The following is a 25,338-nucleotide window of genomic DNA, read 5'->3' on the forward strand; positions in this document are numbered from 1 at the left end:
GAAATTATAGAACTTAATTAGGAGGAACTTAACGTGTCTGTAAACTTACATGATGTAGCAAATGATTTAGAAAAAGCAATTCGTCAAAGCGACGATTACACAAACTTAAAAAACTTATATGCAGCAGTAAACGCTGATCAAGGTTCAAAACAATTATTTGAGCGTTTCCGTACAATGCAAATGGAGCTGCAACAAAAGCAAATGATGGGCCAAGAAATCACTGAAGAAGAAGTTCAGCAAGCTCAACAAACAGTTGCAATCGTTCAACAAGATCAAAATATCGCGAAGCTAATGGAAGCTGAGCAACGTATGAGCATGGTAATTGGTGAATTAAACAAAATTATCATGAAGCCACTTGAAGAACTTTACGGTGCGGCTGAATAAGAGATAGAGGAAAAGAGAAATCTTTTCCTCTTTTTTTTATGCGGAAATTCCTTCTAATTGTGCAGTTCTGCTCATAAGCTTAGTAACAAGGCTACACATGCCGACTATCATGAAAAGGTCATTTATAACCGTATCCTAACGGATTAGACATCTATGAAAGAAGGGGTTCTCATATGGCTTATCGATTGCTAGCGTTGAATATTGATGGAACCATTTTAAATAGCCAAGGGCGCGTTACAAAAGAAACGAAAGACGCAATTCAATTCGTGAAAAATAAAGGGGTTTACGTTACGTTAGTAACAAACAGGCATTTTCCGTCTGCTAAAAAAATTGCTCGGTCACTTAAAGTTCATCCAGCAATGCTAATTACTCATAGCGGTGCCTTTATCGGAACATCGATAGACAAACCGGTACTAGATAAGAGAATTAGCGAGGAAAAAACATTTAATCTCATTCAGCTTTTTGAAAATTTTAATTGTCATGTCCGCATTTTACATGAAAGGTTTTCAATTGGAAATCGTGTAAAGCTTCCCAATAATATTGTAGCTAAAAGCGTGTTAAAAACGGGAGAACCGCTCTTTTATCCCGTGCAGTTCGTAGATTCATTAGGAGATACGCTTCGTGATGAACCTGTTTCTACGCCAAAAATAGAAGTGTATTTTGCAGATCGTAGAGAAAAAGAATACGCCGAGCAAACAATTGCTAGTGCAGTTCCGGATATTGAATGGTTTTCGTATCCAAATGAAAATAGATGTTATATTACGCCAAAAGGAGCCACAAAAGCTGCCGGCGTTCGTTATGTAGCAAATCGTCTAGGGATACCAATGGAAGACGTAGTAGCAATTGGAAATTGCTATGATGATTTAGAAACGATTGAACATGCAGGAATGGGTGTGGCCATGGGCAATTCACCAACAGAATTAAAAATGCTTGCGGATTGGGTTACTCGTTCAAATAATGAAAATGGTGTAGCCTATATGGTGAAAGAATTATTTAGAAAGCAGCAGCGCCTTGGTTATCTTCATCAAATTGACAGCTTTCGTTTAAAATAAATAAAGGAAAAAAAGAGGCTAGAACAAAAGCAGTTTAGCCGTAGGAAGATCCGAACGATGAATCGAGATTCTTGATAGAGAATCCAATTCGTTCGGGTTTTTTTATTGGTAGGGTGAACGTAGGTTTCATATATGTAGGTGCTTCTAGCTGTTGATTGGAGGGCAAGGCGAAGGCTTCTGCGGGAAAAGCGCAAGCGACGAGAAGGCTCATCGGCCGCTCGCGGAAAGCAAAACCTTGCACGGAAATCAACAAAGTGTAACAAGCGGTTCAGCTCATGTGTCTCATTTGTTCGTCTTTAGATTGAATTAATGTAGTTATGGCTCAATCTCTTTTTCCGTTTGTTTCCTGTCTGCGCATTCCCTTGAGCTGAGCACCTTGACCGGACATACGTAGGTTTTGTAAACTGATTACTTAGATAGAATTGATTTGAAAGGTGATTATATTGAACATTTATATAAAAGGTATAGAAGATGAGCGTTTTTTACGTCCGCTTCACCGAATTTCAGATTTGTTTTTTGAAGAAAGCAACGTCTCCTTTGAGGATGATAACGAAGCTCAGCTGAAGGTCGAAGTAGAGCTAAAAGTTCATGAAGAAATTTATGCGAAAGCAGTGCTGCATGACGCTGAAACGGACAAGGTGTTTACAGAAGAGCTTGCTAAATCGTTTACGCCGTATGAAACAGAAAAAGAAAAATTTAAGCAAATAAAAAATGTGGTGCTTCGCGTCTACTTATCTGTACTACAGGAGTATACAAGCATTGTTCAAAAATGGGGTATTTTAACTGGTATACGTCCGACGAAGCTGCTTCATATGAAACTGCAGTCAGGCAAAAGTAAAGAACAAGCGCATCGTGAGCTAAAGGAAGAATATTTAATCACCGATGACAAAATTAATTTAATGCAGCATATTGTGGATCGTCAACTAGCAGCTATTCCCGATTTACATGAGTTGAAGAACGAGGTAAGCATTTATATAGGCATTCCGTTTTGTCCGACGAAGTGTGCATACTGTACATTCCCAGCCTATGCGATTAACGGACGTCAAGGATCCGTTACGTCATTTTTAGGCGGCTTGCATTATGAGATGCGTGAAGTAGGAAAATGGCTAAAAGACAATAACGTCAAGATTACAACCGTCTATTATGGCGGAGGCACACCAACGAGCATTACCGCTGAAGAAATGGATATGCTGTATGAAGAGATGTATGAATCGTTCCCGGATGTACAAAATATCCGTGAAATTACGGTAGAAGCAGGAAGACCCGATACGATTACGGAAGAAAAGCTAGCTGTTTTGAACAAATGGAATATTGACCGGATTAGTGTAAATCCGCAGTCTTATATTCAAGAAACCTTAAAAGCTATTGGACGTCATCATACGGTTGAAGAAACTATTGATAAATTTCATCTTTCTCGAAAAATGGGGATGAATAACATTAACATGGATTTAATTATTGGTCTTCCAAATGAAGGTGTAGAAGAATTTCAGCATACGCTAGACGAATCTAAAAAATTGCTTCCTGAATCTTTAACTGTTCATACGCTATCGTTTAAACGCGCGTCTGAAATGACTCAAAATAAACGGAAATACAAAGTGGCAGATCGCTATGAAATTGGTAAAATGATGGATTTAGCGACTGAGTGGACTCAAGAACAAGGGTATGAACCTTATTATTTATATCGCCAAAAAAATATTTTAGGTAATTTAGAGAACGTTGGATATTCATTCCCTGGTCAAGAGAGCCTGTACAATATTATGATCATGGAAGAAAAGCAGACGATTATTGGTCTGGGATGCGGGGCATCCAGTAAGTTCGTGCATCCAGAAACAGGAATTATTACAAGGTTTGCGAATCCAAAAGACCCAAAATCGTACAACGATGGATTCGAGCACTACACCCAAGAGAAACTCAAGATTTTAGATGAATTGTTTAGGAAATAAAAAGGTCACTTTTTAGTGATCTTTTTTTATTTTCAGCAGGGAAATGTCGGAATCTGTTGAATATATAAAAAAGTTGTAAGCGTTTTCTTATTATGGCGATGCGAGGTGCCGCTTAATGATGAATGTACAGTTAACCGTACCATCTATGATGGAAAGAGCTGAAAAGCTGTTTGGTAAAAAAGAAGTGGTTTCTAAATCTTCAAAAGGAATTCAGCGTTTAACTTATAATCAGTTAATAAAACGGACTCGGCAGCTCTCTAGTATGCTAGAACGAATTGGAGTGAAGCGAGGAGAAAGAGTCGGAACGTTTGCATGGAATCATCATAAACATCTAGAAGCTTATTTTGCTGTGCCGGGAATAGGCGCTGTTCTTCACACAATTAATATCCGGTTAGATTCTGAGCAAATTGTATACATCATTAACCATGCACGCGATAAAGTCATTTTACTTGATGAATGCTTTTTACCTTTATTCGAAAGCATTCATCAAAAGCTTCCACATGTTGAAGCCTATATCATTATGTCAGATGAAGATAAGCTGCCAGAAACAGACTTGCCAGTTTATCATTACGAAAATTGGATTCAGCAAGGGCATGCATCGCATTCCTTTGTTCAAGATTTAAACGAAGAAGAACCAGCAGGCCTTTGTTATACCTCTGCTACTACAGGAGAGCCAAAGGGCGTTGTATATTCTCATCGAGCTATTTATCTGCACTGTATGGTGCTAGGGCTTGCTGATAGTGCTGGATTATCAGAAGCAGATACCGCTATGCCTATCGTTCCAATGTTTCACGTGAATGCATGGGGAATTCCTTTTGCTGCCGTTTGGTTTGGAACAAAGCTCGTGCTGCCGGGTGCTTTTTGTACTTCAGAGACGATTGCTTCTCTGATTGAACAAGAGAAAGTAACTCTGGCTGCAGCAGTACCTACCGTTTGGTTAAACTTTTTACAAGAGATAGAAAAAAGGCCTTACGCAGTCGATAGTTTGCGAGCTATTTTATGTGGCGGATCAGCGGCCCCAAAAAGCGTCATTCGAGAATTTCAGGAAAAATATCAAATTGAATTTATGCATGCATACGGAATGACGGAAACAAGCCCTGTGGTGACCGTCTCCCGTTTAAAAAGCTATCAGTACAGCGAAGACTTTGAGTATCAGCTCAACGTAAAAGCGAAGCAAGGTTTCTTAGTTCCTGGCGTTGAAATGAAAGTAATAGGTCAAAATGGAGAAATTGCTTGGGATGGAGTGGAAATGGGTGAGCTATTACTAAAGGGCCCATGGGTAGCTTCTGAATATTACAAGGATAAAAGAACAGAAGATACGTTTAAAGACGGCTGGCTGTATACCGGAGATATTGTGACGGTTGACGAAGAGGGAACGATCAAAATCGTAGACCGGACAAAAGATTTAATTAAAAGCGGAGGAGAATGGATTTCATCGGTTGATCTAGAAAACGCGCTTATTGCTCATGAAGCTGTTTTCGAAGCCTGTGTCATAGCAGTCCCTCATAAGATGTGGCAAGAGCGTCCAGTTGCTTGTGTCGTGTTAAAAGCTGCATACAAAGGCATCGTTTCGTCAGAAGAGCTGCTGGAATTTTTAGCGCCGCAGTTCGCGAAATGGTGGCTTCCAGATGACATTTTATTTATGGATGAGATCCCGAAGACAACGGTAGGAAAGTTCTTAAAACGTACGCTTCGTGAACAAGTCCTCAATCATTATCAGAAAGGGTGAGTAAGATGACCGTCGAATTAAAAGTAGTAGAACTAGTTTTGCAAGAGCGTATCGCCACAATTTCGTTTAACAGGCCGGATGCGTTAAATGCATTAAACGAAGAAGTGCTAGAGCAGTTTATTCAATGTTTAAAAGTTGTCGAAGAAAGTGAAGCCGACTTTTTAATAGTAAAAGGAAACGGAAAAGTATTTTCAGCAGGCGGAGATATTAATATGATGATGTCACCTTCACAATCAGAACGTTTTGAGCAGGTAATGGATTTGATTAATGAAGCCGTGCTGACTTTATACAGCCTCCCTCAAATGACGATAAGTGTACTGCACGGTGCTGCAGCAGGGCTAGGGCTGAGCATCGCGCTTGCTTCTGATTATATTATTGCAGAAAGACACACAAAAATTGCCATGAACTTTATCGGCATTGCTCTAATTCCAGACGGAGGCGGTCACTTTTTACTAGAAAAGCGCATCGGTGCTCATCGTGCAAAACAGCTAATTTGGGAAGGAAAGACATTAAAAGCAGAGGAAGCTCATCAATTTGGCATAATTGATGAAATAAAAGAAGGAGATTTGGCGAAGCATGTAGAAGATTATCTCTCATATTGGCTAAAAAAACCTTCACGTGCTTTGAAGGAAACAAAGCGAATTTATGTGGAGACATCTGTTTCACAATTAAAGCAAGTGCTTGCGCTTGAGAAAAGAAGTCAGTTTGCTATGAGCCAAAGTTCGGACCATAAGGAAGGTGTACGTGCGTTTCTGGAAAAGCGAGCGCCTGTTTTTAATCAAAGTGAAAAAGATATTTCCGAAAATTAAGTGAACTAGTTTAAAAGCCAATATTTTTGTCTATCATATTGATAGAGCATGTTTAAAAGTTGCAAAACAGTGGTAACACAAGATAATGTAGAAACTAATGAGGTGATTGGAAATGAACAAAACAGATTTAGTAAACGCAGTGGCAACAAAATCAGAGTTAACAAAAGCAGATGCATCTAAAGCAGTTGATGCATTACTAGAAACAATTTCATCAACGCTAGGTGAAGGTGAAAAAATTCAGTTAATCGGCTTCGGTACATTTGAAGTACGCGAGCGTGCTGCTCGTACAGGCCGTAACCCTCAAACGGGTGAAGAAATGCAAATTCCAGCATCAAAAGTACCGGCATTTAAAGCTGGTAAAGAACTAAAAGAAGCTGTAAAGTAATATAAAACGCCGGAAAGCTAAAACTTTCCGGCGTTTTGTATTAACGATGAAACAATACAAGTTTTCCGCTAGAGCTAACGCATCGATGCGTTTTTTCTAAATAGGAAAGCTCTTCTAACTTCTTGGTGCCGATAGTCTTTGCTTCTGTCTCAGAAGCTGCTTCAAAACTTTCATCTATTAATTTTTCTCCAGTCTTTTCAAAAGCGGTTAATGTGTAAGTACTCATAAAATCTACTCTCCTCTTATAGTATAATTGTAAGCGTATTCAACATATTTCTCGTCCTATTCCTCTAAATCCTGCTAAGGTTTACAGATATCATTTTTTTCCATACAATAAACATAGGTTTATTTACAAAGGAGGAATTAAATGTCTCTTTCTATCCGTGAAGTTTCAAAAAGGTACGGTGAATTTACAGCTGTAAACGAGCTATCCTTGCAAATTCCAAAAGGTGAAGTGTTTGGTTTTTTAGGTGCAAACGGTGCTGGCAAAACGACGACGTTTCGAATGATTTTAGGGCTCATTGAACCAACCTCAGGTCACATCCAATGGAATGATAAATCTTTAACTTACAGTAGAAGTCATCTAGTTGGCTACCTTCCAGAAGAAAGGGGACTGTATCCGAAATTAAAAGTCAAAGATCAGCTCGTATATCTTGGACGGTTGCGCGGAATGAAAAAAGCGAACGTGCTGCAAGAAATGGAACACTGGTTGTCTCGATTTAATATTCCTCAATATGCTTCCAAAAAAGTAGAAGAGCTATCCAAAGGAAATCAGCAAAAAATTCAATTTATTGCCTCCGTTATTCATCGACCCGAGCTGCTTATTTTAGACGAACCTTTTAGCGGCTTAGATCCTGTAAACGTAGAGGTATTAAAAGAAGCGGTGCTTGATTTGAAAAAACGCGGAACGACGATTGTTTTTTCAAGTCATCGAATGGAACATGTGGAAGAACTTTGTGAATATTTATGTATTATGCATCATGGCACGCCTGTAGTGTATGGAAGGCTCCCGGAGATCAAACGTTCATTTGGAAAGAAAAACGTCATTGTACACGGAAAAGGTCCGTTTGAGAGAATTACAGAGCTTGAAGGCGTTGTAAAGGTGAAAAAAACGGTTGAAGGCATGATTGTTCAAATTCAACATGAATCCGTATCACAACTCATTTTTCAAGAACTTAAACACTTTTCATTTGTATCTAAATTCGCAGTGGAAGAGCCTTCATTAAATGATATTTTCATTGAAAAGGTAGGTGCTTCCTATGAATAAATTTTGGGTCATTGTCTTTCATACATATCTTAATAAATTAAAAACAAAATCTTTTATTATTACGACGATTATTACTGCTCTTATTCTAGTTGCTCTTACAAATATGGAGAAAATTATCGACGTTTTTAATTCAGACGATAATGGAACAAATGTGGGTGTCATCTATGACGTGGAAAGCGTATATACTTTGTTCAAACAAAATGTAAATGTCATGGATAAAGACATTCATTTAAAAGAATTTACGTCTGAGTCTAAGGCAAAACAAGAGGTAGAAAGCGGGGAGCTCGATAGCTATTTACTTTTATCTTTAAACGATAAGCAGCTGCCTCAAGCTGTGTACAAAGCTAACTCTTTGGCCGAATCAAACCTTTCTTCTACCTTAGAACAGGCGGTACAGCAAACAAAAGTGGCTATGGCTACAGTAAAAATCGGTTTAGAAGAAAAGCAAATTGATCAGCTTTACAGCCCTGTTTCATTTAAAAAGAAAGCGTTAGTTGAAAATGCCAAAACAGAACAAGAGCTAAATCAAGCAAGAGGTCTTGTGTATGTGCTGCTGTTTGTTATTTATTTTGCCGTTATCATGTATGGGAGCATGATTGCGATGGAAGTAGCTACTGAAAAATCATCCCGCGTTATGGAGATCCTTGTATCGAGCGTATCACCTATTACACAAATGTTTGCTAAAATCATTGGAATTGCACTGCTCAGCTTAACGCAGCTTGCAGTGATACTGAGCGTGGGCTACACATCGTTAAAAGCCAGTGTGGAAACAAATCATAACGGTATCTTTTCTTATCTCGGATTTAATGATGTTCCGCTGACTACATTCGTGTATGCATTTGTCTTTTTCATATTGGGGTACTTCCTTTTTGCTACGCTCGCGGCTTTTTTAGGTTCTCTTGTGAGCCGTATTGAAGATGTACAGCAAATGATTACGCCTATGACCCTTGTGATTGTGGCCGCTTTTTTAATTGCTATGTTTGGACTTGGTGATCCTGAAACCACAATCATTACGGTCACATCTTTTATCCCGTTTTTTGCTCCGATGATTATGTTTTTGCGTGTAGGTATGTTAAATATTCCTGTATGGGAAGTGAGTGTATCGATAGGGATTTTAGTTGTGACGATTACTGCTTTAGCTATATTTGGTGCCCGTGTGTATAAGGGAGGAGTCCTTATGTATGGGCAATCTACCTCTTTTAAAGATATTAAAAAGGCGCTGCAGCTAACGAAAAAAGAAACATAAAGAAGTGAGAGGCTGAGACAAAAGTAGTTTAGTTGAAGGAAGATCCGAACGAACAACCTAGATTCTTGATGGAGAATCCAACTCGTTCGGATTTTTTTATTGCTATGGTAACCATAGTTTTCATATATGTGGCTGCTTCTAGCTGTGTATTGGAGAGCAAGACGAAGACTCCTGCGGGAAAAGCGGAATAGGTGAGACCCCCGCAGGAGCGGAAGCGACGAGGAGGCTCAGTGCCCTCCCGCGGAAAGCGAAGTCTTGCACGGAAATCAACAGCGGTGTCTCAAGCAGTTCAGCTCCTTTATCCAATTTGTTCGTCTTTAGATTGCATTGATTTTGTTATGTCGCAATCTCATCTTGTATGAAAAAGCGTCTACCCGTGCATTCGGTGCCAAGCGATGGTAAAATGAAATGTAAAGAGCTGTAAATAAGCGGACGAAGCGATAAGAGCTTTGCTATCAAATACATAGAATGAAGTAGTAAGGAGGAAAAGATCATGACAAAAGGAATTGCTCAATACGAAGTAGGAGAGCAAGTTGATCTTTATTTTTTAATTAAATCCTCAACGAGAGGAATTGCAAGCAATGGAAAGCCATTTTTAACGGTAATCCTGCAGGATAAAACAGGTGATATTGAAGCCAAGCTGTGGGATGCTTCCCCAGATGACGAGGAAAATTATGCTGCTCAAAAGATTGTGCGAGCTGCTGGTGAAGTAATGAATTACCGCGGGCGCAACCAGCTGAAAATACGCAACATTCGTCCTGCACAGCCGCAGGACGGAGTGCGCACATCTGACTTTTTAGAAGTGGCGCCTTTATCTCAAGAAGAAATGGTCGAACATATTACAAAGAGTATATTCGAAATGAAAAATTCGAATGTCCAGCGCATTACTCGCCATTTGTTTAAAAAATATCAAACGGAATTTCTAGAATATCCGGCAGCAACTAAAAATCACCATGAGTTTGTATCGGGACTTGCCTACCATGTGGTGTCTATGCTGAAGCTGGCTGAGTCATTTTCAACCCTTTATCCAAGCTTAAACCGCGACTTGCTGTACGCTGGGGTTATTCTTCATGACCTTGGCAAAGTATTTGAACTTTCAGGTCCTGTTTCGACGATATACACAGTCGAAGGGAACCTGCTTGGCCATATTTCGATTATGGTGAATGAAATTGGAAAAGCGGCAGAAGAATTAGCGATCGAAGGAGAAGAGGTTATGCTTCTTCAGCACCTTGTATTATCGCATCACGGTAAGGAAGAGTGGGGAAGTCCGAAAAAGCCGTTAATTAAAGAGGCTGAGATGCTTCATTTGATTGACAATGTAGACGCTAAAATGAATATGCTGGACCGAGCATTAACAAAAGTGAAGCCCGGTGAGTTTACAGAGCGTATTTTTGCACTTGATAATCGCTCATTTTATAAACCAACGATTGATTAAAAAGGTATAAGTCTTTCTTCCTTCGCATATAGTGGTTGTAAATAACTGTGATGGGGGATCAATATATGGTGACACTACCAATTTGGATTTATTTAGTTGTAGCAGGCATTTTCTTTAGTGGATTTATGGCGATTCGTGCTGCACAACATGATAAGCAAGTGGATGATTCGTTTATTGAAAAAGAGGGACAAGTCTTCATCGAAAGAATGCAAGTGGAAAAAGAAAGACGCAACAGCGATTCCATCTGATTATATAAAAGAGCCTGTCACATGAGTGACAGGCTCTTAGCATTACTGCTGAGGAGTTTCTACGCCAGATTGACTATCTGTCGCACCTTCTTCGAAAATTGGTTTTACATTTTTATCTTTGACTTCCACTTTTGCTTTATCAAGCTCTTTTTGAATCTTCTTGTTTGCTTCTGCTTGATCTACTTTTGAACGTTTGATTTGCTGCTCAAGTTCGGGTTTCTTTTTCTCAAACGATTCTACTTTCTTTTTATCGACTAGTTTAATGATATGGTAGCCGTACTCTGTTTTGATTGGTTTACTTACTTCACCTTTTTTCAGCTTGTAAGCCGCTTCTTCAAATTCTTTAACCATTTGGCCTTCACCGAAGTAGCCTAAATCCCCGCCGTTAGCGGCAGACTGCTGATCCGTTGAATATTCTTTTGCCAGACTAGCAAAGTCCTCGCCTTTTTTGATTTTCGCTTCCACTTCGTTTGCTGTTTTCTCGTCTTTTACTAAAATATGACTTGCGCGAATTTGAGGTTTTTGAGCTTTATACTCATCATAAGCTTTTTTCACTTCTTTGTCCGATACTTTAATGCCTGCTGTAGCAGCTTTTTCACGGAGAATATCAACTTTTAGCATATCTTTGACTTCTTTTTCGCCTTTTTGCTTAATAACTGAATCCACCTGATCACCGTATTGTTCTCTTAGAATGTTCAGCTGCTGATCAAGCTCTTTATCCGTTACTTTATATTTTTTACTCAATACTTTTTCTTCGGTAACGCTTCGTACGAGTGTATTAAATTGGTCTTGTCCGATTGTATCTTTCATTTGCTTATACAAATCACCTTGAGTGATATTGCCTGCTTTTGTTTCTACAATTACTTTTGAAGCATCGTTTGCATTTGAAGCATCATTTCCCCCACTGCATGCTGATAAAGCAACGAGACTGGCTGCCGTTGTTAGTGCAACTAAGCTTTTTTTCATACGTAAACACTCCTACTCATCATTTTTACTTATGTAGCTTGACTCAAGATTTACTATATCACATTTCCTGATGTTAGCAAATGAAGTTAAAACCACGTAAATTTACATTTATTTTCCACTAAGCATGGAGTGATTATACGCTTATGATAGCTTTTTTATAAAGCGTTTTCAAAATGGTGGACAAACTCACAGAGTAATCTCAAAACGAGAAGCAAGAGAAATAAATTATGGGGTTTGGGCTAAAAGCCTAGACGTTTTTTGAGCTGATGCATAAGATGCAGTATTAGTAAACAAAGGGGGTGCTCAAATGAGCGGATGCGGACATGGAGGCGGTTTTGCACTATTAGTTGTACTGTTTATCTTATTAGTCATTGTTGGTTGTGCATGTTACCACTAGGAAACAGATGAATATAAAAGGAAAGGGGCGATAGATATGGGTTCTTACGGATGCGGATACGGCAGTGGATTTGCGCTATTAGTCGTATTATTCATCTTATTAGTTATCATCGGAGCTAGCTGTTTTTGCTAAGCCTATAAAAAAGCGGTGAGACATCTCACCGTTTTTTATGTAAATGATACTTCAATATAAGATGAAACTAATAAAATGGTAATTAATACATTAATCGTACGAAAAACTTTAGGCTGTTTTTCAGCTGGAATTTCTTTTTGAATACACAATGTATTTGTTAGTGCATTGATGTAGAATAAAATGAATAGTGCAAATACAATAAAGAATATGTACATAAAAATCCCCCTAACAAAATCAGTGTGACGAAGACAAAAAGTCTTATAGTCATTTATATAGTACAGCTTTGTATGAATTTACAAATATCTATATTAACATTACCAAAAAAGCGGTAAAATAGATAGTTATATATACAGTTGAGCAAAGAATTTCAAAAGGTATTTACACAGAAATGCGGTTTTTATTTTATAAAGGGTAGTTAAGAAGTTGAGAAATAGGTTTTAAACGAAATAGCAAAGTGAATGGATAAGAAATGAGTAACAATTAGCCATTGTGCAAAAGGATTGTTAAAAAGGACAGAGGGATTTATATTAATATATGCAGTGAGTACATAATCAGTATATGAAAATCTTTATAAGGTGCTACTCAAACAGGAAATGTGAATGACGAAGAAAGAATTATTTGGAAGAACATGAATGAATCATGTACAATATGGAGTAGAGGTATATGAACGTTGAAGGAGTAGGGGAAGCGGATGGAAACTTTAGAATCTCGAGTATCACGTTTAGAATATTACATAAAACTGTTATCTGGGACATCTGAACAAGAAGCTAAACCATTTATTGATTTAGTGGTAAGAAATCAGCTTACAAAGAAGGAAGTAGAGGAAATTTTAATTCTGTGTGAAGATACAAAAAACGAATATATTGAGCAAAAAGCGGAAGGTCTAACAGACTTTGTTCCGCTTCTTACACAATTTGTTGGCATGCTGAATTATAAATTAAATCCTAGAGAGACGGTCGAATCGCTTCGTTATCAACCTTCTTATCAAGATGTGATGAATGAATTTTTTGAAATTATTCAATGGATAAGGGACTAACCATTAAGAGTTTGAAATAGTCTCCTGGTGGTTCTCTTTATCTTTCTTGACAAGCTTGCCATCTTCTTCAGTGAATTCTTCTTCGATATGATGGAAAGATCGCTCGAAGATATCCATAAAATCTTCACCGTAAATTTTGCGGATAACGGTCATTAGTTCCATAAACTCAGGGAATTTGCCGTACAAGTCGCGCAACGGAAGTGCGCCGCTGAACACTGAATTATTAGAAGGTTCGTAATGTTCCATTAAATCTAATAAAATGGCCTCGCCTTTATCTGTCAGCTGAATGTACGTATTTCGCTTGTCGCTTTCTTTTTTAGAAAACTCAAGTAAACCTCGTTCTTCTAGTTTTTTGGAGAAGTTAAATGCAGTAGAAACATGCATAACCCCAAACTTGGCAATTTCGGAAATGGAAGCCCCGTTTAAATGATATGAAATCCATAAAATATGATGCTCGTTAATATTAAGGTCATAAGGCTTAATCCATTGCTGCCAATCCTTCTCTACGGTTTTCCAAAGGGCTTTACTTAATTGGGCAATGCGTTGGCTAAATAGAAGTGCTTCTTTCAAACTGTAATCTTGATCACTAGTCTTTTTCATCTTCTCCCACCTACTTAGTCTCTTTTTTTATTTATCTTCTATTATGCCAATAAAATAAAAAATTATAAAGATGTAAATTTACAAAATTTTAAAAAATTAAAAAAGAAGGCGTTCTAACCTTCTTTTTTGTCAATTTTTTCATTGGGATTTTTAGTTGTCTGTACATGTTCCTCTAGGTTTGACAAAGAATTTTGGATTTCTTTCAAATGATGCTGAAGGGATTCCTTATGAGGGACAATTTCTTCTTTAAACTGACCAAGGGTAGTAGAAAGGTCACTTGCGATATTTTTCACTATAGTATTTCCTTCTCTGGCGGTCATTTGTACTTGTTGAGAAACAGCTTTTATTTTTGTTGAGAGCTCTTGTTGTGAAGCGTTAACTCGGTCTTTTCGAGAGCTGACACGCTGTTTAAGTTCTCGTCCTGAATATGGAGTAACAAGAAGCGTTGTAATAGCGGCTACGGTGCTTCCGATTGCTGCTCCAGCTGCTAGTTTTTTCATTCTGCTCATTATTTATTTCCTCCTATATAGTAAAGTAATTGCTAACACTTCCTTCTGACATAATCATAAAAAAATAGCATAGATTTATACAAAAGAAGGAGGTTATCAACATGGGGTAGCTTTATTCATTCTTTTGATGATTAGCCTGAGTTTTTTTCTGGCTGCCTTTAAATGGTTTAGCCTTACGACTAGAACGGCATCATATCCACCTAAACATGTGCTGAAACAAAAGTCTCTTACATGTGCGACAGTGGCTTTTGCGAGTTTTTTATTGGCGCTTATACTTTATTATGTAACCTAGGATGGGGAACTTAAACCTTTATTACATAGTAAGTCTTCATACCTATTGTATGAGCTGCAAATGAAATTTAAGTGAAAAGCATCCTGTACCATTTCTTTTTAAACAAAAAGTTAAGAGTCGAACTTTAGGCTGTCTCTAAAAGATCAGCAACATACTATAAATGAACCGTTTTATCTAAAGGTCCGCCACGCTTTGGCGGGCCTTAGCTTTTGGTGTAAAAAAAGAGCCTGATTCTTAATTAAATCAGGCTCTTGACGTTACGATAATTTTGCTTTGATGCTTGTGCGTTTTAGAACGGATTGAACAATTGGATAAATAACGACCATAACGATTGTATTTACTACTGTTGCAGGTAATACAACCGCAGCAACAAGCGCCATGACGCTGTTTCCGCCCGGTAAGCCGACGATTAGCGCGGCAGCTGACAAGAATACGGTTCCTGATACGAGTGTGCCAACAGCTGTTAAAGCAGCGGCAACTGGTGTTTTAATGCCTGTTGCTTTTTTCACAAGCATAAATAATGCAAAGAAAACAAATGCTGTAATTGGTTTATCAACTAAGTTTGCAATTTGTCCGCCAGGAAAGCTTGTTGTTAAAGCAGAAATAGCTGCTGTTGTTAGGGCAACTAACCCAACATTTTTTACGCTAGGAAACAACAGGATTGCCAAAAACATCATTGTTAACATCATATCTGGCTTCATTCCAAATAAAATAGGAGGTACCACCGTGTGGAGAACCGCTCCAATTCCGACTAATAACGCTAAAGAAACTAAAACTTTTGTATTCATTTCTCATCTCTCCTCTTCTAAGCTAAGCTCGAAATATACCAATAGTGCGTCTATGCCCATTGCATATATTTACATACTGATTATAACATATTTATGTGAAAAAAGAATCAGCTGATTCTGCCAATTATACGTTTGCCTGTGCAAATTCATCCATAAAGACGGCAAGAGCTTCACACGCTTCAAGCGGTACAGCATTGTAAATAGAAGCGCGGCATCCGCCGATTGAACGGTGTCCAGCTAATCCTACGAAGCCTTTTTCTTTTGCTTGCTGTAAAAACGCAGTCGTTAACTCATCGGTTGGTAAAGTAAACGTTACGTTCATAATTGATCGGCTTTCCTCTGTAGCGTGAGGGGTATAGAAACCATTTGAACGTTCCATGCTTGTATAGAGTAACTTAGCTTTTTTATGATTTTGGGCTTCAATTGCTTTAACGCCACCTTGTTCTTTAATCCAATCTAAAACAAGTGAAAGCATATAAATGCCAAACGTTGGAGGAGTGTTGTAAAGAGAGTTGCTCTTTACGTGTGTCTCATAATTCAGCATTGTTGGTAAACCTTCAGGAATACGTTTAAGCAATTCTTTCTTCAAAATGACAACCGTGACACCAGATGGTCCGAGGTTTTTCTGAGCACCAGCATAAATGAGTGAGAACTTAGATACATCAATTTGACGGCAAAGAATGTCGCTTGACATGTCGGCAATTAAGTCTACTCCTTCAATAGAAGGATAGTCAGCCCATTGTGTACCAAAAATGGTATTGTTGGACGTGATATGCAAGTACCCAATCTCTTCTTTTGGAAGCTTTACATCATCTAAAGCTGGAATAGAGCGGTAGTTCTCTTCTTTAGTAGAAGCAACCACTGCTGTTTTTCCAAGTTTCTTTGCTTCTTTTAATGCTTTTTCTGACCATGATCCAGTTAGTACATATGCACCGACTTGATCAGGAGCTAAGAAGTTCATTGGAATCATAGAGAATTGCAGGCTTGCTCCGCCCTGCAGGAATAAAATTTCATGTGTATCTGGAATATTAAGCAATTCCGTGAGTGTTTCTTTAGCATGTGTTAATACATCTTCAAACTCTTTGCTGCGATGTGATAATTCCATCACAGACATACCCGTATTTTTAAAATTAACTAGCTCCTCTTGAGCAAGTTGTAAGACAGGTAGGGGAAGCGCAGACGGACCTGCATTAAAATTATAAGCTCTGTTTAACGTAATCACATTAATTCCTCCTCAAATTAGTTCGAACACTCATCATACAAAATGGCTAATGACTGATGTCAGAAAGAATATCATTATACTATCATGAAAACCATTGATTGTGGAGGTAACTTTTCAAAAATTTAAATTAATCTGTAAAGAGAAAATAATAGAAAAAAGATAAATAAAAAGTATACGCAAACATGTTTTGGCAAACATGTAAATGAAATGTTTATATGCTATACTGTTGGAAGAAATAATGTGGAGGAACAGAATGAGAGTATTAAAATATGCAATATTAGGGCTCTTAGATCAGAAGGAGCTCAGCGGGTATGACATTACCAGACTTTTTAAAGAAGAGGTCGGTAATTTTTGGAGTGCTAAGCACAGCCAGATTTATCCCGAGTTAAAGCGATTAACAGAAGAGGAATTTATTCGCTATGAAACCGTGATTCAAGGCAAGAAATTAGAAAAAAAGATGTATTCGATAACGGAAGAAGGAAGGGCTGAGTTAAGCAAGTGGCTCACTACAATTGATCCTATTCCTGAAACAACTAAAGATGAATTTATGTTAAAAGCTTATTTTGCTTCATCCATGTCAATAGAAGAGTTAAAGCAACAAATAGATAATCAACTATCAAGCAGGAAAGTGAAGCTAACTTTTTTAAAGAAACGAATGGATGATCTTTTGGAACAAGTTAATCATCATATTACCGTTTCGTCTCCTCAATTTGGTCATTATTTGGTGCTATCTCGCGCTCAAGACCGGGAGACAAGCTATATCAATTGGCTTGAACGTACGCTGAATTTAATTGAAAAAGAACAATAAGAAAAGGTGAGCGGATCATGACTTGGTGCATAAAATCATTTCAAGAGCTGACAAACGATGAGCTTTATGAAATTCTACAGGTTCGCACCGCTATTTTTGTTGTCGAACAGAAGTGTGCTTACTTAGAAGTAGATGGAAAAGACAAACTTGCTTATCACTTGTTCAAAAAAGAGAATGAGAAAATTATCGCATACCTTAGAGTTTTACCAAAAGGAATTAGCTATCGGGAGGCTTCTCTGGGGCGCATTATTGTGAAACAAGCACAGCGCGGTACAGGTCTCGGAAGAGAGCTAGTAGCAAGAGGAATTGATTTTTTAGAGAATGAGTTGCACGAGAAGACAATTAAAATTCAAGCTCAAAGCAGACTTCAAACATTTTATGAATCGTTTGGTTTTAGACCTATTTCCGATATTTATTCAGATGAAGGGCTCCCCCACGTAGATATGCTAAAGACACCTTAGAAACTTCACCAATTGTGTGAAGTTTTTCTATTTCTGAAACGGGTAAGGTGAAAGAAAGATGTTAGGCTTTAGTACTGCGCAGATAGAATCGATATGACTACTACTAAATTAGTAATTTATGAATAAGATAGATAATGAATTTGTTTCTTTTTGCTTATTCTTTGATTTTAAGTAAGTGATATATTGAAGAAAGTAATAATATTGTATATAATGATTTTTGTAACAAAAATGTAACAATTACGTAATATTATTAATATTGATTGGGAAAGAAATTTGTTGTACATATTGCTTGGAGGCATTTTTATGAGTGCAAAGGAAAAGAAAAATAGGTATATATATAGTTTGGATGGACTTCGAGCTTTCGCTGTTATGTCTGTCATTGCATATCACTTAGGATTTGGATGGGCATCTGGAGGATTTCTAGGAGTTGACGTTTTCTTTGTATTATCAGGGTATTTAATTACCTCGATTTTACTGGTGCAATCTTGGGAAAATCCTTTGAAAAATTTGAAGCATTTTTGGATCAGCCGAACGAGAAGACTTCTTCCGGCTGTGTATGTGATGGTAGTATTAACTGCAGCTTGGGTTATTTTATTCAACCGGCCATTGTTAACAACGCTACGAGGCGATGCATTATCGTCTATTTTTTATATGAGTAACTGGTGGTTTATTTTTCATAAAGTTTCATATTTTGATAGTTTTGGGTCACCGTCACCATTAAAGAACTTATGGTCACTTGCTATTGAAGAGCAGTTTTATATTGTGTGGCCACTTGTTTTATTGTTGGGTTTAAAATTTATCAAAAAGAGAGGAATTCTTTCTCTATTCATTTTAGCTGGAGTAATGGCCTCAGCTATTCTAATGTCTTTTTTATATGAGCCAGGAGGAGATCCTAGCCGCATTTATTATGGAACCGATACTCGGCTGTTTGCCCTTTTAATCGGCTGTTTACTTGCATTTGTCTGGCCGATGTATCGTTTGTCATCAAAAAATCTTCCAGCCGTAGGCAAGCAAGTATTAAACGCGGTAAGTATAGTGAGTTTCTTTATATTTATTCTCTGCGTATGGAGCGTTGATGAGTATACTCATGCATCTTTTCTTTATCAAGGTGGAATGCTGCTGATTTGTTTAAACGCTGCTGTACTGGTTGCAACGATTAGTCATCCTAGTAGTTTTTTAGGAAAAGCTCTGTCGTTTAAACCGCTTCGCTGGCTTGGTACTAGATCATACGGTATCTATTTGTGGCATTATCCGGTTATTGTTCTTACAACACCTGTATCCGAGATTGGCCGCCCGGTCTATTGGCATGCGCTGTTACAAGTAGGCCTTACATTTATCATTGCTGAACTTTCTTACCGTTACATCGAAGTGCCTATCCGCACACGCGGCTTTCGCTATTATTTCCGGCACTACCATCCGAGAGAGCTTTTTAAATGGCGTAATCTCTCTCGTTCGAGACAAGCGGTTTTGGGCAGTCTCATTTTCTTTTTGGCGCTGTTTACAGCGGATATGACAAGCTTTGCTATTAGTACGCAGCAAAAGGATGAAACGACAGCAAAAGAGACAGAGGTTAAAATTCAAACGAATCATAAAGAAAATGCTTCAACTTCTGTCAAAGACAAGAACAAAGCGGATGATAAAAAAGCAGAGAACGCGGAAGAAAAATCTGATGCCAAAGAAAAACAGCAGCCGAATTCTTACAGAGATGTTCTTGCGATTGGAGACTCGGTCATGCTGGATATTGCTCCAAATCTTAAAGAGATGCCGCTTAGTATTACGATTGACGGAAAAGTAGGAAGGCAGCTCAATGAAGCACTGCAGCTAACTCCTAGCTATCAAGCATTTAATAATCCGAACAGCGCAGTGATTATTGAGTTAGGAACAAACGGCTATTTTACAAATGAAGAACTTGAACAACTGGTAAAAGCTTTTTCACACGCGGACGTTTACTTAGTGAATACGCGCGTTCCTCGTTCGTGGGAAAGCACGGTGAACAAGAACTTGAAAGCTGCCTCTGAAAAGTTTGGTCACGTCACGCTCGTAGATTGGTACTCAGAGGCTTCTAAGCACCCTGAATACTTTACATCAGATGGTGTCCACTTGGTACCTGAAGGATCAAGAGCATTAACAAAATTGATTGAAGAACGTATGAATTTAGAAGTTAAGGCGGAAAGTCGTTCATAATAAGTGAAAAGCCGTACGATGTTTTATATCACAAACTGATTAAACATGTGTCAAATGAATAGATAAAACAAAAAAAGCTTACATGTGTAAGCTTTTTTTGTTTCAAGAAAGGCGAGAAGAAATATTGCCAGCGATTTCTTGAAGTTTTTCAGGCGTGTATTCGCTTGTATGCTCTTTCCATACAGCACCGAATCCATCCCCTTCCCCATAGCGAGGAATAATGTGCATATGATAATGAAACACGGATTGACCAGCTTTTTCACCATTATTATTTAAGATGTTTAAGCCGATTGGGCTGTATGTTTCTTTAATTGCATTTGCGATTTGAGGAACCACTTCAAACAAATTGCGCGCAATTTCCGGCGTTAGTTCGTGAATGTCTTTTTTATGTACTTTTGGAATCACCAGCGTATGACCTTTTGTTACTTGACTAATGTCTAAAAAAGCTAATACATGTTCATTTTCAAATACTCTTGCACCTGGGATTTCACCGCGAATAATTTTGCAAAAAATACAGTTTTCATCATGTGTGCTCATTATGTTCACCTTCCGTTACCAATATAAATGTATGGGTATACATGTACGTTTATTTTACCACAAAGTAGAAATGCAATCAGCAGGCAAGAAATAGCTACTGGCATTTTATACACAAAAACGGGATGCAAACGATTATGCATCCCGTCATGTGAAGAAGGAAAAAATAGCCTTTAATGCAGCATATGATCTTTAAGGAACACCTCATTTACGTAATTGCATTGCCTAATGAAACAGTAACTTGAAAAAGTATATTCTCTTTAACAAACACCTCATTTAAGCATTGAGCTAAAAAATATACAATGTGAACGAAATCGTTCTTGGTCTTTGACAAACACCTCATTTACACAGTAATAAATGAACATTATTGTCTACCCATTATATATATTCTTACTACGTTCATGACTACCATCCCCTTATGAATCAAACATACATCGATTTACAATAAGGTTTTCTGAAATATGCCTGCTGTAGACACCTCATCCCAAATGTAAGAAGCTTTGTAATGATTAGTTGTAATCAATAACTTGTTTTCCTTCTTCCCTATATAGAATGTCCTGATATTTCGATTATATTCTGGAAAAATTAACCGAAAAAAATTGAAAACAATGTGAGGAAGAAAAAGATTTGGTACAATAGAGCAAATAGCGCTTGCGCTTGAAGACAAAAAAGAACAAATAAAAGGAGATCGTGATGGGTTCTTTATTGCAAATTAACAATATTACAGGGGGATATACAAAAACTCCCGTCTTAAAAGATGTATCGTTTGATGTAAATGCAGGTGAATTAGTCGGGTTAATCGGGTTAAACGGGGCCGGCAAAAGTACAACGATTAAACATATCATTGGATTAATGGAAGCAAAAAAAGGAAGTGTATCCATTAATAATAAAACCTTTCAACAAGACCCAACAGGTTATCGAAGTCAGTTTACGTTTATTCCAGAAACTCCTGTGCTATACGATGAATTAACATTAAAAGAACATTTAGATATGACAGCTATGGCTTATGGACTTGAGCCTCAAACATATGAAGCCCGTCTGCAGCCGCTTTTAAAAGAATTTCGTTTAGACCGGAAGTTAAAATGGTTCCCTGCGCATTTTTCAAAAGGAATGAAGCAGAAGGTTATGATAATGTGCGCTTTTTTGGTTCAGCCGTCTCTTTATATTATTGATGAACCTTTTTTAGGTTTAGATCCGCTTGGTATTCAGTCTTTACTTGATTTGATGACGGATATGAAAAAGCAAGGTGCAGGCATTTTAATGTCCACACACATTTTGGCGACCGCGGAACGCTACTGCGATAAATTTGTTATTTTACATAACGGAGAAGTAAGAGCGCAAGGAACGCTTAAAGACCTTCAAGAAGAATTTCAGATGCGCAATGCTACTCTTGATGAAATTTATATTGAATTAACAAAGGAAGAAGGCTATGAGTAAGATTGATGCATTATGGAAGCAACGGTTTCAGCAGTATTTAGTGGATGTAAGAAGATATACAAAATATATCTTAAATGACCACATTAAATTAGTGTTAATTTTTGCGATTGGCGGTTTGGCCTACTATTATCAACAGTGGTTGAGTACATTAACACCTGCGTTTCCTTCGGCTGTAGTGATTGCGATACTTATGGGATTGATTTTAACCATGGGTCAAATTCAAACGTTTTTAAAACGACCTGATTTAGTCTTTTTACTTCCTTTGGAGACGAAGCTGCAGCCTTATTTTAAAAAATCTTTTTGGTTTACCTTTACGATTCAGCTTTATATTTTATTATTTGCAACTGGTGCAGCAGCACCTCTTCATGTAAAGGTAATGCATGATTCTTACTCAAACGTTTTTGTGTTTTTTCTGCTATTACTCATCTTGAAAGTTGTAAACTTAGGCATGTCTTGGTGGGCTGTATGGTTTGAAGAAAAGTGGGCGAAGTGGACAGATTATATCGTCAGGTTTTTCTTGAACGCAGTTTTTACGTACTTCTTATTTTCGCATGCATACGTATTGTTTACAGGAGTCGTAGCGGTGATTATGATTGCGCTAGCCATTTATTATCGCTCCCTTACAAAAAGAAAGCCGATCAAATGGGAAAAGCTAATTGACTTAGAAGAAAAGCGCATGGGCTATTTTTATCGATTAGCTAATTTATTTACGGACGTTCCTCAGGTGAAAGAGCGAATCAAACGCCGTAGATATTTAGATTGGCTATTAGCACGTATTCCATTTCGTCAAAGTGCCACTTACCATTACTTGTACACCAGAACATTTTTGCGATCAGGAGATTATTTAAGTTTGCTCGTTCGCTTAACTGTCATTGGCGGATTTTTAATTGTAGCAGCTCCGTTTCAATACGGCAATATAGTGGTTGTTTTATTTGTTGTATACATGACGGGTTTTCAATTACTCCCGCTTTGGAAGCAGCACAAACAGATTTTATGGCTTTCTCTTTATCCGGTTGAAGCTAAAGAACGGAAAAAGGCATTTTTGGACGTATGGAAAAAAGCGCTGTATGTACAAATTCTTGTGCTCGCCATAGCGGTGGCTTTTTCTAATATAGTTGCTGCACTGCTTTCCGTGGCAGCAGGTGTTATATTTATTCACTTATTTGTAAATGCATATGTAAATAAAAAATTAACGTAAAAAAAGCTCCGAATGGAGCTTTTTTACGTTTTTAGACTACTTTGGAGACGAAGATAATATACGGAAGCGATAGACGTTCATTGCTACTTTTGTGAGATGGTCAAGAAGCTGATAATTAGCATATGCACCTATAACAGCTCCAATTCCCGGCATAAGCTGAAACATTTTTACAACATCAATGTAATCGCGGTATTCTTGTTGAAAAGCTTTCCAATCAAGCTCAAGAAGTTCCTCTTTTTTTTCTTCCCAGTTTTCTACTACTTCGAGCAGCTTCGTTCTATGGTCGTCGCTGCAAAAGGCAAGATGAAAAATATACAGCATATAAATGCGTTCTTCTTTTTCTTTTACATCAAAACCATACGTAGCGGCAATGTCAAATAAGCACTTCATTTTTATGGAAAGAAGAAGCGGGAAATCTGCTGCACCTAAAAGGATACCGCCTGCACCAGTACCAGCTCCTTCTACAGCAGCAGTTTTTTTGTACTTAGGTATGAGCTCCAAAATTCTTTTCTCTTTTTCTTCAAACGAAAGACCGCTGACATCTCTTTTTTTAGTAGTGAAATCGGACCCAACAAGCGTGGTTTCCACCATTTTTTTTATGCTTTCAGTCATAATCTTATGGACTTTAGCAGGGATTTTTTCATTTATTTTAAGTTGTAAAGATTTTGCGGACCGTTGAAATTTAGAAGGTCGTTTCAACATGCTGAATTTCCAATGTTCAGCTTCTTGTAACACTTTTTCTTCATACGTATTCAAAAAAATCACCTCATTTCAGTCGATATAAATACTACGTTTTAAGTGAGAAAAAGGTTCCTAAAATAAAACAACAAGCACTCGTCTACTTATCCGTACGAATGCTTGCTGAATGATTAATTCGCTTTTATTACGTTTTTAGAAGGAGCTTGTTCTCTTAAATACTCAACAGCAGCCGTACCAAGCGTTTTAGCTGCGATAAGCATTGCTTTTTCGTTAAAATCAAATTTAGGATGATGATGAGGATACGGAACATCTACACCTTCTGGCTGAGCTCCTGTAAAAAAGAACGTTCCTTTAATATGCTGCAAATAATAAGAGAAATCTTCCCCAGTCATGTGAGGCTCCGTTTCTTCGACTGTATGAACTTCATCGATTTGAGAAGCAGCAGAAGCAAGAAAGGCCGTTTCTTCCGGATGGTTGACGACGGAAGGATAGCCGCGAGTATAACTCAGTTCATAAGAAGCATCAGCTGTTAAGCATGTACCTTGGACAATTCGTTCGATTTCTTTTTCGACATCATTTCGCACATCTTCATTAAATGTTCTTACCGTTCCAATTAGTCGAGCAGAATCAGCAATAATATTAAATGCATTTTCCGCTACAAAAGAACCTATGCTCACAACCGCTGAATCAATTGGGTTTACACGTCTACTTACAATTTGCTGTAAATTAACAACAAGCTGAGAGGCGATGACGATTGAATCTTTTGTTTTATGGGGCTGTGCACCGTGTCCGCCTGCTCCTTTGATCGTAATCTCAAAGCGATCAGCAGCAGCCATAATAGGGCCCGTTCGATATTGAATCACACCAGTCGGAGTTAACGACCATAAATGTGTTCCAAATATCGCGTCTACACCGTCTAAGCATCCGTCTTCAATCATGGACTTGGCGCCTCCGGGAGCATACTCTTCGGCGTGCTGATGAATGAAGACGATTTTACCATGGAGAGAATCTCTTATTTCAAAAAGCGCTTTAGCAAGGACTAAAAGAGTAGCCGTATGACCATCGTGACCACACGCATGCATCACACCCGGAACAGTTGATTGATATGGTACATCTTTTTCATCTTGAATAGGAAGGGCATCAAAGTCGGCTCTCAAAGCTACAGTAGGACCAGCTTTTCCTCCTTGAATGCTTGCTACAATACCATTTCCTCCTACATTTGCTTGGTAAGAAATACCGATTTTGTCATAAAAAGATCGAATGTAGGCAGCGGTTTGAAATTCTTTAAAAGACGGTTCTGGATACTGATGCAGATATCGGCGGATTTGAACCATTTCATCAAATTTTTCTTCAAGTAAAGTATGTAGCTTGGAATTCACGTGACCATATCCTTTCTGTATAAGTTGAATAAAGTTTTGAATTTTTTGACATTTTAATCATTATATCATTATCTATTAAAAAGAAAAGAATGTAAGCGTTATTATTGAAAAAAGTAATTGAATCATGAAATATTTTATATACATAATAGATACATAAGGTGAGGAATAGGGATAAAGAATGAGTTTTTTACCAATTTT

Annotated in this window: 29 protein-coding genes and 1 pseudogene; 20 read left to right on the forward strand and 10 right to left on the reverse strand. The window is 37.8% G+C overall.

All coding sequences use genetic code 11. The annotated features are described in order from the left end of the window. The first annotated feature begins 33 nt into the window (after positions 1-33). The 7 genes from JNUCC25_RS02885 (at position 34) to JNUCC25_RS02915 (ending at position 6,302) form a co-directional block, all read left to right on the forward strand. Positions 34-384, forward strand: coding sequence for a YlbF family regulator (locus JNUCC25_RS02885; protein WP_013055299.1), 351 nt, complete (start codon positions 34-36; stop codon positions 382-384). A 173-nt stretch (positions 385-557) separates the two neighbouring features. Continuing rightward, positions 558-1,436, forward strand: a complete 879-nt coding sequence (locus tag JNUCC25_RS02890; protein ID WP_029320772.1) for a Cof-type HAD-IIB family hydrolase — start codon at positions 558-560, stop codon at positions 1,434-1,436. Between the two features lie 151 nt (positions 1,437-1,587). Further along, a complete protein-coding gene (locus JNUCC25_RS02895; protein ID WP_013055301.1) occupies positions 1,588-1,746 on the forward strand; it encodes a hypothetical protein in 159 nt (52 codons plus the stop codon). Positions 1,747-1,876: 130 nt separating this feature from the next. Beyond that, on the forward strand, positions 1,877-3,379 hold the full coding sequence (locus tag JNUCC25_RS02900; protein ID WP_170943847.1) for a coproporphyrinogen III oxidase: 1,503 nt from the start codon (positions 1,877-1,879) through the stop codon (positions 3,377-3,379). Between the two features lie 115 nt (positions 3,380-3,494). Then, positions 3,495-5,108 carry a long-chain fatty acid--CoA ligase gene (locus JNUCC25_RS02905; RefSeq protein ID WP_454222743.1) on the forward strand — a complete coding sequence of 538 codons (1,614 nt, stop codon included), beginning with the start codon at positions 3,495-3,497 and terminating at the stop codon, positions 5,106-5,108. A 5-nt stretch (positions 5,109-5,113) separates the two neighbouring features. Next, the gene (locus JNUCC25_RS02910) at positions 5,114-5,917 is read left to right on the forward strand and encodes an enoyl-CoA hydratase (protein ID WP_013055304.1); all 804 of its coding nucleotides are present in this window, start codon (positions 5,114-5,116) and stop codon (positions 5,915-5,917) included. A gap of 112 nt (positions 5,918-6,029) precedes the next feature. Continuing rightward, on the forward strand, positions 6,030-6,302 hold the full coding sequence (locus JNUCC25_RS02915; RefSeq protein WP_013055305.1) for an HU family DNA-binding protein: 273 nt from the start codon (positions 6,030-6,032) through the stop codon (positions 6,300-6,302). Positions 6,303-6,342: 40 nt separating this feature from the next. Here JNUCC25_RS02915 and JNUCC25_RS02920 read toward each other — a convergent pair whose 3' ends face one another. Then, the gene (locus JNUCC25_RS02920) at positions 6,343-6,528 is read right to left on the reverse strand and encodes a YhzD family protein (protein WP_013055306.1); all 186 of its coding nucleotides are present in this window, start codon (positions 6,526-6,528) and stop codon (positions 6,343-6,345) included. A 141-nt stretch (positions 6,529-6,669) separates the two neighbouring features. Here JNUCC25_RS02920 and JNUCC25_RS02925 point away from each other — a divergent pair, with 141 nt between their 5' ends. The 5 genes and pseudogenes from JNUCC25_RS02925 to JNUCC25_RS02945 all read left to right on the forward strand — a co-directional run bounded on the left by JNUCC25_RS02925 (position 6,670) and on the right by JNUCC25_RS02945 (position 10,498). Then, complete coding sequence (locus JNUCC25_RS02925) at positions 6,670-7,569, forward strand: ABC transporter ATP-binding protein (protein ID WP_029320779.1); 900 nt, start codon at positions 6,670-6,672, stop codon at positions 7,567-7,569. Further along, positions 7,562-8,815, forward strand: coding sequence for an ABC transporter permease (locus JNUCC25_RS02930; protein ID WP_064471293.1), 1,254 nt, complete (start codon positions 7,562-7,564; stop codon positions 8,813-8,815). The genes JNUCC25_RS02925 and JNUCC25_RS02930 overlap by 8 nt, the downstream gene beginning before the upstream one ends. 148 nt (positions 8,816-8,963) lie before the next feature. Next, positions 8,964-9,177 (forward strand): annotated as a pseudogene (locus JNUCC25_RS02935) (hypothetical protein). 131 nt (positions 9,178-9,308) lie between these two features. After that, positions 9,309-10,250: a 3'-5' exoribonuclease YhaM gene (gene yhaM / locus JNUCC25_RS02940; protein ID WP_013055309.1), complete on the forward strand. Its 942-nt coding sequence runs from the start codon at positions 9,309-9,311 to the stop codon at positions 10,248-10,250. A 65-nt stretch (positions 10,251-10,315) separates the two neighbouring features. After that, positions 10,316-10,498, forward strand: coding sequence for a sporulation YhaL family protein (locus JNUCC25_RS02945; RefSeq protein WP_013055310.1), 183 nt, complete (start codon positions 10,316-10,318; stop codon positions 10,496-10,498). Between the two features lie 42 nt (positions 10,499-10,540). Here JNUCC25_RS02945 and JNUCC25_RS02950 read toward each other — a convergent pair whose 3' ends face one another. Further along, on the reverse strand, positions 10,541-11,464 hold the full coding sequence (locus JNUCC25_RS02950) for a peptidylprolyl isomerase (protein WP_029320783.1): 924 nt from the start codon (positions 11,462-11,464) through the stop codon (positions 10,541-10,543). A gap of 307 nt (positions 11,465-11,771) precedes the next feature. Between JNUCC25_RS02950 and JNUCC25_RS02955 the strand changes: the two genes are divergently transcribed. Together JNUCC25_RS02955 and JNUCC25_RS02960 are read left to right on the forward strand one after the other, a co-directional pair. Next, positions 11,772-11,861 carry a YjcZ family sporulation protein gene (locus JNUCC25_RS02955; RefSeq protein ID WP_078081447.1) on the forward strand — a complete coding sequence of 30 codons (90 nt, stop codon included), beginning with the start codon at positions 11,772-11,774 and terminating at the stop codon, positions 11,859-11,861. Between the two features lie 36 nt (positions 11,862-11,897). Continuing rightward, on the forward strand, positions 11,898-11,993 hold the full coding sequence (locus tag JNUCC25_RS02960; RefSeq protein WP_016762974.1) for a YjcZ family sporulation protein: 96 nt from the start codon (positions 11,898-11,900) through the stop codon (positions 11,991-11,993). Positions 11,994-12,028: 35 nt separating this feature from the next. On the opposite strand, the gene JNUCC25_RS02965 is transcribed toward JNUCC25_RS02960, so the two are convergent. Continuing rightward, positions 12,029-12,208, reverse strand: coding sequence for a hypothetical protein (locus JNUCC25_RS02965; protein WP_013055312.1), 180 nt, complete (start codon positions 12,206-12,208; stop codon positions 12,029-12,031). Positions 12,209-12,684: 476 nt separating this feature from the next. On the opposite strand from JNUCC25_RS02965, the gene JNUCC25_RS02970 reads away from it, so the two are divergent. Beyond that, on the forward strand, positions 12,685-13,029 hold the full coding sequence (locus JNUCC25_RS02970; protein ID WP_013055313.1) for a DUF1878 family protein: 345 nt from the start codon (positions 12,685-12,687) through the stop codon (positions 13,027-13,029). Positions 13,030-13,032: 3 nt separating this feature from the next. Here JNUCC25_RS02970 and JNUCC25_RS02975 read toward each other — a convergent pair whose 3' ends face one another. From JNUCC25_RS02975 to serC, 4 genes are all read right to left on the reverse strand, one after another. Beyond that, a complete protein-coding gene (locus JNUCC25_RS02975) occupies positions 13,033-13,629 on the reverse strand; it encodes an HTH-type transcriptional regulator Hpr (protein WP_014461677.1) in 597 nt (198 codons plus the stop codon). 113 nt (positions 13,630-13,742) lie between these two features. Beyond that, positions 13,743-14,138 carry a YtxH domain-containing protein gene (locus JNUCC25_RS02980; protein ID WP_013055314.1) on the reverse strand — a complete coding sequence of 132 codons (396 nt, stop codon included), beginning with the start codon at positions 14,136-14,138 and terminating at the stop codon, positions 13,743-13,745. A gap of 549 nt (positions 14,139-14,687) precedes the next feature. Next, entirely contained in the window at positions 14,688-15,218 is a 531-nt protein-coding gene (locus tag JNUCC25_RS02985; protein ID WP_029320787.1) for a tryptophan transporter, read from the reverse strand. A 124-nt stretch (positions 15,219-15,342) separates the two neighbouring features. Continuing rightward, positions 15,343-16,440, reverse strand: coding sequence for a 3-phosphoserine/phosphohydroxythreonine transaminase (gene serC / locus JNUCC25_RS02990; protein WP_013055316.1), 1,098 nt, complete (start codon positions 16,438-16,440; stop codon positions 15,343-15,345). 253 nt (positions 16,441-16,693) lie between these two features. Between serC and JNUCC25_RS02995 the strand changes: the two genes are divergently transcribed. The 3 genes from JNUCC25_RS02995 to JNUCC25_RS03005 all read left to right on the forward strand — a co-directional run bounded on the left by JNUCC25_RS02995 (position 16,694) and on the right by JNUCC25_RS03005 (position 19,893). Next, complete coding sequence (locus JNUCC25_RS02995) at positions 16,694-17,248, forward strand: PadR family transcriptional regulator (protein ID WP_029320791.1); 555 nt, start codon at positions 16,694-16,696, stop codon at positions 17,246-17,248. A gap of 17 nt (positions 17,249-17,265) precedes the next feature. Continuing rightward, a complete protein-coding gene (locus JNUCC25_RS03000; protein ID WP_013055318.1) occupies positions 17,266-17,709 on the forward strand; it encodes a GNAT family N-acetyltransferase in 444 nt (147 codons plus the stop codon). Between the two features lie 303 nt (positions 17,710-18,012). Further along, positions 18,013-19,893: an acyltransferase family protein gene (locus JNUCC25_RS03005; RefSeq protein ID WP_013055319.1), complete on the forward strand. Its 1,881-nt coding sequence runs from the start codon at positions 18,013-18,015 to the stop codon at positions 19,891-19,893. 102 nt (positions 19,894-19,995) lie between these two features. Here JNUCC25_RS03005 and JNUCC25_RS03010 read toward each other — a convergent pair whose 3' ends face one another. Then, the gene (locus JNUCC25_RS03010; RefSeq protein WP_064471295.1) at positions 19,996-20,430 is read right to left on the reverse strand and encodes an HIT family protein; all 435 of its coding nucleotides are present in this window, start codon (positions 20,428-20,430) and stop codon (positions 19,996-19,998) included. Positions 20,431-21,120: 690 nt separating this feature from the next. On the opposite strand from JNUCC25_RS03010, the gene JNUCC25_RS03015 reads away from it, so the two are divergent. After that, a complete protein-coding gene (locus tag JNUCC25_RS03015) occupies positions 21,121-21,864 on the forward strand; it encodes an ABC transporter ATP-binding protein (protein ID WP_013055321.1) in 744 nt (247 codons plus the stop codon). After that, on the forward strand, positions 21,857-23,062 hold the full coding sequence (locus JNUCC25_RS03020; RefSeq protein ID WP_029320793.1) for an ABC transporter permease: 1,206 nt from the start codon (positions 21,857-21,859) through the stop codon (positions 23,060-23,062). Before JNUCC25_RS03015 ends, JNUCC25_RS03020 begins: the two co-directional genes overlap by 8 nt. Before the next feature lie 36 nt (positions 23,063-23,098). On the opposite strand, the gene JNUCC25_RS03025 is transcribed toward JNUCC25_RS03020, so the two are convergent. Both JNUCC25_RS03025 and JNUCC25_RS03030 read right to left on the reverse strand, forming a co-directional pair. Beyond that, a complete protein-coding gene (locus tag JNUCC25_RS03025; RefSeq protein WP_029320795.1) occupies positions 23,099-23,818 on the reverse strand; it encodes an EcsC family protein in 720 nt (239 codons plus the stop codon). 113 nt (positions 23,819-23,931) lie between these two features. After that, positions 23,932-25,140, reverse strand: a complete 1,209-nt coding sequence (locus JNUCC25_RS03030) for a M20 family metallopeptidase (protein ID WP_078081449.1) — start codon at positions 25,138-25,140, stop codon at positions 23,932-23,934. Between the last annotated feature and the right edge of the window lie 198 nt (positions 25,141-25,338).

Source organism: Priestia sp. JNUCC 25, from assembly GCF_053667915.1.